The organism is Paraburkholderia tuberum STM678 (assembly GCF_902833905.1).
GTDB lineage: Bacteria > Pseudomonadota > Gammaproteobacteria > Burkholderiales > Burkholderiaceae > Paraburkholderia > Paraburkholderia tuberum.
This window is the reverse complement of the sequence record NZ_CADFGP010000006.1, coordinates 61,270-73,183: the sequence shown is the minus strand read 5'-3', so window position 1 is coordinate 73,183 and position 11,914 is coordinate 61,270. Positions and strand designations below refer to the sequence as shown.

Here is an 11,914-nt window from a genome sequence, read left to right as displayed (position 1 = left end):
CCCGATCGAACCTGGCATTCGGGCGTTTTCCCGAGCGCGGCTTTTTTGCCAATAGCGAAGCGGACCTATCCCTGTATAAGATGAAAGCTGGCGCCTCGCTGCGCACGAACACGGCGGAGCGTCGACAACACACAGAACACACGCAAGGCGGACAGGGAGCATGAAATTCGATACCGTGGTGCTCGGCGCCGGCATTGTCGGGGTGTGCGTCGCCGTGCATCTGCAGAAACGCGGCCGCGCGGTTGCGCTGATCGACCGTAAGCAGGCGGGCAACGAGACCTCGTTCGGCAACGCCGGGCTGATCCAGCGCGAAGGCGTCTATCCGTACGCGTTTCCGCGCGGGCTCGGCACCCTGCTGCGCTACGCGCGCAACCAGTCGCCCGACGTGCGCTATCACGCCGACGCGATGCTGCAGGTTGCGCCGTTCCTGTGGCGCTACTGGCGCAACTCGCATCCGGCGAAGCACGCGGAAATCGCGAAATCGTACGCGACGCTGATCGAGCATTGTGTCAGCGAACATCGCGCGCTTGCCGCGGACGCCGGTGCCAGCGCGCTGCTGCGGCCGATCGGCTGGATCAAGGTGTTTCGCCATGCCGCCGCGCGCGACGCCGAAACCACCCTCGCCGAACAGTGGCATCGCGAGTACGGCGTCGAGTTCGAAACGCTCGACGCGCCGCGCCTGCAACAGCTCGAACCCGATCTCGACAAGCGGCTGCAAGGCGGGCTGCGCTATCCGCAATCCGATTCGGTCAGCGATCCGAACGCGCTCGTCACCGCATACGCGCGGTACTTCGAAGCGCTCGGCGGACGGTTCTTCATCGGCGATGCCGATACGCTGCGTGAAGGCTGGCAGGTCGAGACGCGGGACGGGGCGATCACGGCCGAGTCGGCGGTGATCGCGCTCGGACCGTGGTCGGATCGCGCGAGCACGCGGCTCGGGTATCGGCTGCCGCTCGCGGTCAAGCGCGGCTATCACATGCACTACGCGCCGCGTCGGAGCGCGCGGTTGAACCATCCGATTCTCGACGTCGAACACGGCTATGTGCTCGCGCCGATGGCGCGCGGCATCCGTTTGACCACGGGCGCCGAAATCGCGCGCCCCGAGGCGGCCAAGACGCCGGTGCAACTCGACGCGGTCGAGCCGATCGCGCGCACGCTGTTTCCGCTCGGCGAACGTCTGGATGCCGAACCGTGGATGGGACGCCGCCCGTGCACGCCGGACATGATGCCGATCATCGGGCCCGCGACGAAACATCAGGGACTGTGGTTCGCGTTCGGCCATGCGCATCATGGTCTGACGCTCGGACCGGTGACGGGGCGGCTGATCGCCGAGATGATGACCGGTGAACAGACGCTGGTCGATCCGCGGCCGTTTCGAGTCGATCGGTTTTAGCCGGATGGTCTGAGGCCTGCTCGAAATCCCCGCCTTCATCGCGCAATTATCGTCATCTCACGCTAAAGCCAACCTCACGGCACGTCTCCGACCAAACCACCAGCCGTCGAAGCAATAAAAAACGCCGCGGGCCAACAGCCCCGCGGCGTTCTTCATCGAGCCGGACAACCGTCGACTAGGCCGTCACGGCAGCCCGTCGCGGCGACACTGCCGACACCGCGAAGCTCACGACGATATTCGCGACCAGCGCGATCAGGCCGATATACAGCGAATAGTTCTCGTGGCCGAAATGCAGGCCATACACCGGCTTGAGCCCTTGCGAAATCGCGAGGCCCGTGCCGAGCACGATACCGACGAGCCAGCCGACGAACAGACCGGGCGTGTTCAGACGGCGCGTGTACAGCGTGAACACGATGGCCGGGAAAATTTGCAGAATCCACACGCCGCCGAGCAGTTGCAGATCGATCGCATACTGCGTCGGCAGGAACACGATGAACAGCAGCGCCCCGAACTTGACGACCAGCGAAACGATCTTCGCATTGGCTGCCTCCGCCTCGGGCGAGATGTTCGGCGACACCAGCGGACGCCACAGATTACGCGTGAACAGATTCGCCGCGCCGATCGACATGATCGCGGCCGGCACCAGCGCGCTGATCGCGATCGCGGCAGCCGCGAAACCGACGAACCACGACGGGAACAGCGTGCCGAACAGGGTCGGCACCACGTCGCTTGCCGACTTCACGTTCACGCCAGCGGCGATCGCCATATAGCCGAGCAGCGCGATCAGGCCGAGCAGCACCGTGTAGGCCGGCAGGAAGATCGCGTTCTTGCGCACCGTCTTTGCCGACGCCGACGACAGCACCGCCGTCATCGTATGTGGATACATGAACGCGGCGAGCGCCGAGCCGAGCGCGAGCGATGCGAACGCCGTGTACTGATTCGGCTTCAGCAGGATACCGGTCGCGCCGCCCTTCGCCTGGAAGTGCGCATCGGCCAGTGCGAACACGTGCCCATAGCCGCCGAGCTTCACCGGAATCAGCCATACCGCCGCGATCACGACGATATAGATCATGATGTCCTTGACGAACGCGATCATCGCCGGCGCGCGCAGGCCGCTTGCATACGTATAGAGCGCGAGGATCACGAACGCGACGATCAACGGCAATTCGCCGCTGACGCCGAGCCCCTTGATCACGACCTGCATGCCCACCAGCTGCAGCGCGATATACGGCATCGTCGCGACGATGCCGGTCAGCGCGATGGCCGCCGGGAACCACTTGCCGCCGTACTCGCCGTGCACGTAGTCGGCCGCGGTGATGTGGTTCTTCGCGTGCGCAACCTTCCACAGCTTCGGCATCACTGCGAACACGAACGGATAAACGATGATCGTGTACGGCAGCGCGAAGAAGCCATACGCGCCCACCGAATAAACGAGCGCGGGTACCGCGATCACCGTATAGGCGGTATAGAAATCGCCGCCGACGAGGAACCACGAAATGACCGTGCCGAACTGCCGTCCGCCGAGACCCCACTCGTGCAGTTGCGTCAGATCGCCGCGTTTCCAGCGCGCGGCAAAAAAGCCGATCACCGTGACGAGCACGAAGAACGCGATGAAGACCGTCATCGCAACCGGGTTCACAGGATTCAGATCGCTCATTTGAGACCTCGATACACGATGTAAATCAGCAGCGAGGTCAACGGCACCCACAGAAACTGATACCAGTAGAAGAACGGAAAGCCCGCGAGCGGCGGATGCGTGTCGTTATAGAACGGCAGCCACAGCAGCGCGATATAAGGGATCAGCAAAATGAGCCAGAGCCATGAACGGCCGGCCGAGGGGGAGGTCTCCACGAACGTCTCCTGAGTATTATCGACAGCGCGCGCGATGACTCGTGGCCCGACGCGCAAATGCCCGGTTGCCTGAGGTCAGGCGGAAAACCGGGGAACGTCGCAGACTCGAGCGCCAGGCCTCGCGCGGCGCGGTATGCGACGGGCATGTAGTATTCGCCTTCGCGCGCTTGCTTTCAAGCGCGCAACTACGTAAGCCGTCTACGTAATATTACGTAGCCCGTTGGCTGGCTTTTTTCAACGATGAAACTCAAAGCAAAGATAGTGCTGCTCGCGATCGTGCCCTTTCTGGTGGCGATCGCCAGCATCGAGACGGGCGTGCGCCGCGAAGCGACCGCACTCGCCGAGCGGCAGCACGCGACCACCCAGGCCGCGTACATGGCGAGTAAGGAGATCGAGCTCAAGCACTACGTCGAACTCGCGACGACTGCGATCGCGCCGCTCTACGAGGCCGGCGGCGACAACGCACGTGACGACGCGCTGCTGCGCACGCGTGCGCTCGCGGTGCTCGAAAAGATGAATTTCGGCGAGGACGGCTACTTCTTCGTGTACGACCTGCACGGCCGCACGCTGATGCATCCGCGCGAGCCGGATCTGGTGGGTCGGGATCTGTGGTCGTTGCGCGATAGCCATGGCACGCCGACGATCCAGCAGCTACTCGCCGCAGCCGCGCGCGGCGGCGGCTATGTGCGCTATCTGTGGCATCGGCCGTCGACCGGCAAGGAGGAGTCGAAACTCGGCTACGTGGTGCCGCTCGAACGCTGGGGCTGGATGCTCGGCACCGGCATCTATCTCGACGACGTCGACACGACGCTCGCGCACATCGACGAGGAGGCCGCGGCCAATATCGATCGCACGATGAAGTGGATCGACGCGATCGCGGTGGCCGGCCTCGCGGTCATTGCGCTGTGCGCACTCGTGCTGAACGTGACCGAATATCGCAGTGCCGACGCGAAGCTGAAGCGGCTCGCGCAGCAGGTCGTCGAGTCGCAGGAAAACGAGCGAGCGCGCCTGTCGCGCGAATTGCACGACGGCATCAGCCAGATGATGGTGTCCGTGAAGCTGCTGCTCGAATCGGCGCTCGCGCGGCTCGAACGCGGCGACGCGCGCGTGCCCGCCGCCGAGGCCGCCCTGTCCACCGGACTCACGCGGCTCGGCGATACGCTGCGCGAAGTCCGGCGCATTTCTCATGCGCTGCGTCCGTCGATGCTCGACGATCTCGGCGTCGCGGCCGCCCTCGAACAACTGACGCGCGAACTCGGCGACGAGTCCGGCATCGCGATCGGCTTCACGCAGATCGCGCATACGCATGCCGCCACGTTGCCCGACACGGTCAACACCGTGCTGTTTCGCATCGCCCAGGAAGCGCTGACGAACATTGTGCGACATGCGCAGGCGTCGAGCGCGGCGCTTGCGCTCGAGGTTTCGCGCGATGCGGTCACGCTGACGATCTCCGACAACGGCCGCGGCTTCGACGTGACCGAAGCATTCGTCGGCGGACGTGAAGGTGTCGGCCTGCGCAACATGCGCGAACGGCTCGAAGCGCTCGGCGGCACGCTGTCGCTGAACTCGCAGCCGGGGCACACCGTCGTCGGCGCGCGCGTGCCGCTGCCCACGACGCATGCAACGGTGCCGTCCCTGCAGGAACTCTCATCATGAACGACACGACCTCTCCTTCCATCGCGCGTCTGCTGCTCGTCGACGATCATCCGCTCGTGCGCGACGGTCTGCGCGCACGGCTCGAAGCAGTGCGCCACTTCGAAGTGGTCGGCGAAGCGGGCGACGCGCAGCAAGCGCTCGCGCTGGCCGAACGACAGGCGCCGCATCTGGCGCTGATGGATGTCGGCATGAAAAGCGGCATGAACGGCATTGCGTTGGCGGGCCTCTTTCACGAGCGCTTTCCGGCGATTCGTGTGCTGATGCTGTCGATGCACGACAACCTCGAATACGTGACGCAGGCGGTGCGCGCGGGCGCGAGCGGCTACGTTCTGAAGGATTCGCCGGCGCTCGAAATCGTTCAGGCGATCGGCGCGGTACTCGACGGCAAGACGTTCTTTAGCGCGGAGATCGGTGCTCGACTGATCCAGGCGTCGGCGACGCAATCGCCGGTCGAACGCTTGACGCCGCGCGAGCGCGACATTCTCGATGCGCTTGCCGAGGGACTGTCGAGCAAGCAGATCGCGCAGCGCAACGATCTGTCGGTGCGAACCGTGGAGACGCATCGGCTGAATCTGAAGCGCAAGCTCGATATCGAAGGGCAGGCCGAGTTGATCAAGTTCGCGGTCGAGAACCGGCGCAACAAGCGTTGAGGTTCGCGGGCGCGCGATAATGAGCGGTCCACACCTGGAGCGATCACGGCATGAAGCGCGTGTTCGAACTGAGTCTTGCCGGTCTGATGATTTGCGTGGCCACGGCTCGCGTTGATGGCGAACCGGCGCGCGTCAATCGCGGCCACGATCCATTCCTGCAGATATCCAAAGCGATCGCCGATTGCCCAACTCCGCTTGGCCCATTCGAAACCGAAAAGGAATGGCTCGACGATAGCCATTACAGAATCGAACGCGGCAATAGCTGCTGGATCGAAGGCCGTTGCCGTTTGCCGAACGCGTATCTGTACGACGCGGAAATCGCCGAGAGCGTGCAACGGCGTCTCGCGAATCTGAACGTCGCGACGCACTGGCGCGAGCAATCGACGCTATGGCTCACGCTGCAACGCCGCTTTATCTACGTCGAAGGCTGCGTCGCGCCGGGCTTCGACAAGAAGACTTTCCTCACCGAACTCGCCAAAACGGCGGACGTCGAGCGCGTGATCGACAACACGGTCACCGATCCTCACGCCGCGCAGTTGCCTTACCGCACCCAGGCGGACCCGGACAAGCCCGTGCTCGATCCGGGCGATTAGCGCGGTAGTCTCGGCTACTCCGACATCCACGCGTTCGGCGGCGAAATCAACACGCCCAATCTCGATGCGCTGGTGCAATATCCTCGCGCTGCCGCGAGCGGTGCATCGACTATCTCGACACCAGTTGGCGCTGATCGAACGCAGCATCGCGCAAGCGCTCACACGACGCCGGCTCGACGACCGTCCGGTCACGCAACAACTGCGCGGCTTTGCCAATGCGTATCAACACGCAAAGGCGCGCCTCGTCGATGTGGCTGCCGTTGAACGCCGCAACGGCAAGCGAGCAGTGCGCCCCGACGTCGAGGCGTATCTGAGCAGCGCCGTTCACTGATCCGTCGGCGCTTCGTCTCGTTCGCACCGGCATTCAAAGCTGCGTGTCCAGTAGCCGCACGAATTTTTCGACGAGCTTCTCGGTGAACGAACGCCGCGTCCATGCTTCGAGCGTGACGCGCTTCGACTTCGCGATGTCGTCGTCGAACGCGGCGGTCTGCTGCGTGGCGAAATCGCGGTCGTAGATGTTCAGGTTCGCTTCGTCGTTCAGCTTGAACGAGCGGCTATCGAAGTTCGTCGAGCCGACCGACACCATATACTCGTCGACTACCAGCAACTTGCAATGGAACATGGTCGGTTGGTACTCGTAGATCTCGACGCCCGCTTTCAGTAGATCGCCCCAACACGCACGCGACGCTTCGCGCACCGTGTGCGTGTCGATGCGTTTGCCCGGCGTGACGATCTGTACTTTCACGCCGCGTTTCGCGGCTTCGACGATCGCGTTGATGGTGAGCTTGTCGGGCACGAAGTACGCGCTCGCAAGCTGCAAACTGCGCGTGGCGGCGGTGATGGCCATCAGATACATCAACTGCATGTCGTCACTGCCGCCCGACGGCGAACTGCTGAACATATGCGCGAGACCCTGGCCCGCTCCTTTCGGCTCGGCATCGATGTGCGGAAAATACTTGGGACCGTGCAATACGCTGCTGGTCGCCTTGATCCAGTTGTCCATGAACACGGCCTGCATATGGCCGACCACTGGACCCGTCACGCGAAAATGCGTATCGCGCCAATGCTTTTCGTCCTGCGCATTGCCAGTCCACTCCGGCGCTATGCCGACCCCGCCGGTAAAACCGATCCGGCCGTCGATCACCAATAGTTTGCGGTGCGTACGGTCGTTCATGCGACCGAGTCCGGTCCAATGCGGCTTGTGATACCTGACCACTTCGGCGCCGGCCTCCCGCAGCAGTTGCAGATAGTGCCGATCCATTTTCGACGAACCGACCCAGTCGAGCAGTACGTGCACGGCGACACCTTCGCGCGCCTTATCGGCAAGCGCACGCGCAATCTGTCCGCCGATCTCGCCAGACCAGTAAATGAACGTTTCAAATGTGATGGTTTCGCGCGCCGACCGAATGCCCTCGAGCATCGACGGAAAGATCTGGTCGCCGTTGAGCAGCATCTCGAAGCGATTACCCGGCACCACGGGTGGACCGAGCAATAAACCCATCGAACGAAGGAATTGCGGATCTTCGCTCTTATAAAGCCGCTCGATTCTGTGTTCTATTTTCTTCTCGCCGCTCCACAGATTGGCGATCAGGAGAACGATCACGAGCGTGACGAACGCGGTAATAGAAATGGTCAGCATGCGTGGCCTCGATGGCAGGCGGCGGGTCACGGCATACGACTCCCGCATCCGACGGGGGAATGCCGCACTCGTGCCTGGCTTTCACTATCAGCACGTCATGCACGGCGCGTGCCCGGATCAGGACCGCGCCTTGCTTTCTGGTTCCAACGCTTTATCTGACCAATGCAAACGCCTCGCGGCTTGCGATTTCGCCCGCGCCGAATACGCCGATGACCGTATAGTCCGACGCCACGCATTCGAACGTCGATGCCTGAAACGTAATGACGAAATGCCGCCGCGCCGGTGCCTCGGGAGCAATGGCGACGGAGTCTGTCGCCACGGCGGCAATCTCGGCGCACAACGACGAATTGACGACTTCATGCACCGCGCAGCCGACGAGACCTTGGGCCGCGAGCGGATGAATGGCGCGATCGTCATCGCCCGGCGGCCCGAGACGGTGAAAGATGGCGTCGGCGAACAGCACCGCGCAAAAAGGATCGTCGTCGGGATCGAATGGCCCGAACCGTTCAAAGTCCGACTCCGCGATCGGATAAGTGAGGATCACGCGGCGATCGCTGGCGACGATGAATGGTTCGGCCGCATCGGCTGCCGGATGAGGAGCGGAGTCCAGCAGGAAGACCTGATCTTCCTGCCGGGGTGCATCGAACGTGCTAACCATCTACTTCACGACTCCACGGCTATTACGCGCTTGCTTGCGTCTCTGGCGTTTGGGGAGCCGCCGCGACGGGTGCGGCCGTACTCTTTGCAGCAGCCTTGCGCGCCGGTGCTTTTCTTGCCGCCTTCACAACGCTTTTGCGGCCGGCGGTCTTCTTCACCGCGGCTTTCCGGCTTGCCGGAGTGGCCTTTTTGGCTGCGGTCTTTTTCACGGCCGTCTTGCGCGTTGCTTTTTTCGCCGCGGTCTTCTTGCCTACCGCACTCGCGGTCGCTTTCGCCTGGCTGCTCTTTGCCGCCGTTTTCGCCGCTTTCGGAGCGGCAGCCATGCTCGCGTCATCGATCAGGAATTTGCTGCGGTCCTTGACGGCCGCGAGCCATGCCGGCGCCGGACCGCGGCCGCTCCAGGTCGCGCCGGTTTTCGGATTCAGGTACTTCGGCGGCTGGGCGCCTTTCGGCTGTCCTTTGCCGCCCTTCGCGGCGGGAGCAGCCGCGGGCTTGCTTGCGCTCGCAGCGTCGATCAGGAACGCCGTGCGGTCCTTCACGCCGGCGATCCAGCCAGGCGCGCGGCCGTGCCCCGTCCAGGTCGCGCCGGTCTTGTGGTCGCGATACTTCGCCGGGGTTGCCGACCTGGCGGCTTTGCTCGCACCCGCAGGTCTTCCGCGACCCGCCGGATTGCCATTCAGAGCTCGCGCGGCACGTCGTGCCTTCGCCTGTGCTTCGAGATCGGCAGTCGTGAGACCGTGCTTGAGCATCAATTCGCGAATCTGGTCGACCGCGGCTTGTGCTTTTCTGGCAATGAGAAGGTCAGCTTGCTCCTGGAGCTTCTTAAGCTTGGCTTGGATTTGCTCTAACGAAGGCATTTGATTGCTCCTTATGTGGTAATCGTCGAACTATGCCATGAATGACGGAAGAAAGGCAGTGTATTGACCTATCCCGAGCTTCAATACATCGATACGAGCACCGATGCGGCGTTCAAATAACGAAGCTTTCAGGTTTTTTACCGGGTCATCGAAGCTTTCTTCCTTTTCCTTCCCTCCTGATTCTTCTTTTTCATTTCGGTTCCACCACCACTCAGATAGGTGTAAAAACGACGACCTGGCGATCGGCAATGTACCTCACACTCCGTATGAAGCGGTAGTGTTGACCGTCCGCCGTTATCCGGTTCAGGCCCAGGCGGGTCAGTACCAGCATTTCATCTGCCTGGAAAGCGTCGACGACCCCGGAATCCGTTAAATCCTCCAATGCCCCGGATGGATTTCCGACATAAACGCTGCGCGCCTGCTTGCCGATCCGCATCACGACCACGCTTTTACCCTCGTCGAGCGCCAATTCGAGAAAGCTCGCGAGCGTGCGCAACGACTCCGGCGTGCAAGTCCTGGTCTGATAGATCGCTGCATTCGATGGCGTCATTTGTGTTTCCCCGTCATCCGCATCGGCGACAGAAAGGGCGCCGCCGTGCTTTCTGGCATTAGTCGCTTCTACTATAGCCAGGCCTTTGGATATTCAAAGGAGAGTAGTCCACTTTTTATTTGAAAACGGTCTTTTTTCGTGGCCCGCTATAGCGAACGGATTCAAGCATGCGCGAAACGCCACTGACGACGCGTGCAAAGACACCGCCCCGGCTCCGGTAACGTGCCGTTACGATCTTGCAGCACCTGTTGCTCCTGTACCGGCCAAGTCCATTTACACTTCATATCCGTGCCCAGCGGCGGACGTATGGCCAATAGAGAGTCCTTTGTCAGCCGCCATGCTCGCGGCGGCTATTGAAATGGACGCGGGGCCACCCTAATTCCGATCCACTCAAACACGATGGTACTTGCAATGAAAGCTGGTTTTATTCGGATCGCCCTCGGGGCAACGGCAGTCTCGTTGGCAATGGCCGGCACCGCGAACGCGGCCGGTTGCCTGAAAGGAGCGGTAGTGGGCGGCGTCGCCGGGCACTACGCGGGACATCATGCGGTGGTCGGCGCGGTCGGCGGCTGCATCGTCGGACGGAATATGGCCAAAAAGCACGCCGAAGAACAGCAGGCGGCGACTCAGGCTGCGCAGCATCAGCAAGCCCGAATGCAGTGACTGGAGAATACGGGCGCCGCCGCAAACGTTCGCACGAGAGACGCGGCAATGATCTTCGAATCTCCGTTCGCGGCGACGCGCCCTGCTCCGATCACTTAGGCAATGCGTAATCCGCGCGCGGGCAAGATCTCCTGAGTGGTCACGAAACGGTGCTGTTTGACCGCGTCGTGAAAGAGCCGGTAGTCGCTCTTCTCGAAGGCGGTCGTCCACTCCGGTCTGTCCCCGGTGTCGTCATCGCACAACAAACCGGTGGCCTGGTACTTCCACGATCCTTGTCCTTTGGCGATATAGCCGGGCACGGGTTCTTTCAAACCTGGAATACGGCCTGCATTCACCCATTCGCAAACGGTTCTCAGACGCAGGTTGTCGTCGGGTTCGCGGTTCGTATCGAGCAGCCGGGTCAGCGCGTCTTTAACGTCGTCCGGCATGCCTGGCTGGTTTTCGAAATCTTCGCGTCCGGCCAGATAAGCTCGCACGACACGACAACTCATGTCCGCCGCCTGCACGAAATCCGGCAAATTATCTCGTGAGATGAAGTGATTGCGGCCGTCTATGTAATGCCAGCGCGCCCATGGCTGGTCGGGATAATGCAACGCGGCGCCATGGCCGACCGGCAACGCGATCGTCAGAACGTCCTCCTCGACATGCTCGATCAGATGCGCGACCGCTAGTTCGAGGCTCGCGAGCCAGCCTTTGCGCGTGCAATCCTGTGCCTCGAGAAGATGCACGCGATTCCACGGGCTTTCGATGCCCGCGAATCCCTGGTGCGCCCACGTATCGACATAGGTATGAAGCGTCACGCCGAGCCGGTGCAACGCGGTCTCCGAATCGCGCTGCCGGATCGCGCGCCGCACGACTTCGCGCGCAACTTCACTGTCGGGCCGGCAAACCGCCTTTTCCTCGAGACTTTCACCCTCGCCAGCCGGCAGAAAATGGAACGGCGTCCACACGAGCCGGTTCTGGTCGTTCTCGGTATTGGCGTAATCGAATAACTTGTGCGCGGTCGCGAATCGCTCGAATGTCTCGCCGCCTTTGAACCGCAGTATTCCGCTCGTCGTTGCGTCGTCGACATATTGGCAGGCATGCGCGATGGTTTGCGCATCGCCGGCCGTCATGCCGCCGACGCGCGCGGCAATGTAGACCACGCCGTAATGAAAGTCGATGTTCATGGCAAGCGCTCCTGGCGCGCGTAATCACGGCCGGTTCGTGGCCGGCGATAGGGCGAGACGAATAGAGGGAGCTGCGCGTGAGTAGATAGTAAACGAGCGAGCGGCACACGCATTGAAAAAACATGCGTACTGGACGCGCTTTTCCACGTTTCGCGCCCCGCAACCATTCGGGCTACTGAAGGAACCGCGGGCGCGGCCGGCGAGATGTAACCTGCCGGCACGGAAAGCCGCCGGCC

General features: G+C 62.3%; 13 protein-coding genes. 6 read left to right on the top strand and 7 right to left on the bottom strand.

Going from position 1 to position 11,914, the window contains the following annotated elements; all coding sequences use genetic code 11:
* Positions 1 to 160: 160 nt before the first annotated feature.
* Entirely contained in the window at positions 161 to 1,393 is a 1,233-nt protein-coding gene (locus HWY30_RS06695; RefSeq protein WP_090807098.1) for an NAD(P)/FAD-dependent oxidoreductase, read from the top strand.
* 175 nt (positions 1,394 to 1,568) lie between these two features.
* Here the strand turns inward: HWY30_RS06695 and mctP are convergent, their stop codons facing one another.
* Together mctP and HWY30_RS06685 are read right to left on the bottom strand one after the other, a co-directional pair.
* On the bottom strand, positions 1,569 to 3,050 hold the full coding sequence (mctP, locus tag HWY30_RS06690; RefSeq protein ID WP_090807100.1) for a monocarboxylate uptake permease MctP: 1,482 nt from the start codon (positions 3,048 to 3,050) through the stop codon (positions 1,569 to 1,571).
* Positions 3,047 to 3,244: a DUF3311 domain-containing protein gene (locus HWY30_RS06685; RefSeq protein ID WP_090807102.1), complete on the bottom strand. Its 198-nt coding sequence runs from the start codon at positions 3,242 to 3,244 to the stop codon at positions 3,047 to 3,049. Before HWY30_RS06685 ends, mctP begins: the two co-directional genes overlap by 4 nt.
* Positions 3,245 to 3,484: 240 nt before the next feature.
* Between HWY30_RS06685 and HWY30_RS06680 the strand changes: the two genes are divergently transcribed.
* The 4 genes from HWY30_RS06680 to HWY30_RS06665 all read left to right on the top strand — a co-directional run bounded on the left by HWY30_RS06680 (position 3,485) and on the right by HWY30_RS06665 (position 6,474).
* Positions 3,485 to 4,900, top strand: a complete 1,416-nt coding sequence (locus HWY30_RS06680) for a cache domain-containing protein (protein ID WP_090807103.1) — start codon at positions 3,485 to 3,487, stop codon at positions 4,898 to 4,900.
* Complete coding sequence (locus HWY30_RS06675) at positions 4,897 to 5,550, top strand: response regulator (RefSeq protein WP_167368714.1); 654 nt, start codon at positions 4,897 to 4,899, stop codon at positions 5,548 to 5,550. Before HWY30_RS06680 ends, HWY30_RS06675 begins: the two co-directional genes overlap by 4 nt.
* Before the next feature lie 50 nt (positions 5,551 to 5,600).
* On the top strand, positions 5,601 to 6,143 hold the full coding sequence (locus tag HWY30_RS06670; protein ID WP_090807107.1) for a hypothetical protein: 543 nt from the start codon (positions 5,601 to 5,603) through the stop codon (positions 6,141 to 6,143).
* 124 nt (positions 6,144 to 6,267) lie between these two features.
* Entirely contained in the window at positions 6,268 to 6,474 is a 207-nt protein-coding gene (locus HWY30_RS06665; protein ID WP_244144817.1) for a hypothetical protein, read from the top strand.
* Between the two features lie 33 nt (positions 6,475 to 6,507).
* On the opposite strand, the gene cls is transcribed toward HWY30_RS06665, so the two are convergent.
* From cls to HWY30_RS06645, 4 genes are all read right to left on the bottom strand, one after another.
* A complete protein-coding gene (cls, locus tag HWY30_RS06660; protein WP_090807109.1) occupies positions 6,508 to 7,782 on the bottom strand; it encodes a cardiolipin synthase in 1,275 nt (424 codons plus the stop codon).
* Positions 7,783 to 7,933: 151 nt separating this feature from the next.
* A complete protein-coding gene (locus tag HWY30_RS06655) occupies positions 7,934 to 8,440 on the bottom strand; it encodes a hypothetical protein (protein WP_090807110.1) in 507 nt (168 codons plus the stop codon).
* Between the two features lie 22 nt (positions 8,441 to 8,462).
* On the bottom strand, positions 8,463 to 9,296 hold the full coding sequence (locus HWY30_RS06650; RefSeq protein ID WP_090807112.1) for an H-NS family nucleoid-associated regulatory protein: 834 nt from the start codon (positions 9,294 to 9,296) through the stop codon (positions 8,463 to 8,465).
* Between the two features lie 211 nt (positions 9,297 to 9,507).
* Positions 9,508 to 9,846, bottom strand: coding sequence for a hypothetical protein (locus HWY30_RS06645; RefSeq protein ID WP_090807114.1), 339 nt, complete (start codon positions 9,844 to 9,846; stop codon positions 9,508 to 9,510).
* A gap of 411 nt (positions 9,847 to 10,257) precedes the next feature.
* On the opposite strand from HWY30_RS06645, the gene HWY30_RS41460 reads away from it, so the two are divergent.
* A complete protein-coding gene (locus tag HWY30_RS41460; protein ID WP_244144820.1) occupies positions 10,258 to 10,509 on the top strand; it encodes a hypothetical protein in 252 nt (83 codons plus the stop codon).
* Between the two features lie 95 nt (positions 10,510 to 10,604).
* On the opposite strand, the gene HWY30_RS06635 is transcribed toward HWY30_RS41460, so the two are convergent.
* Positions 10,605 to 11,678, bottom strand: a complete 1,074-nt coding sequence (locus tag HWY30_RS06635; RefSeq protein ID WP_090807118.1) for a DUF6765 family protein — start codon at positions 11,676 to 11,678, stop codon at positions 10,605 to 10,607.
* Between the last annotated feature and the right edge of the window lie 236 nt (positions 11,679 to 11,914).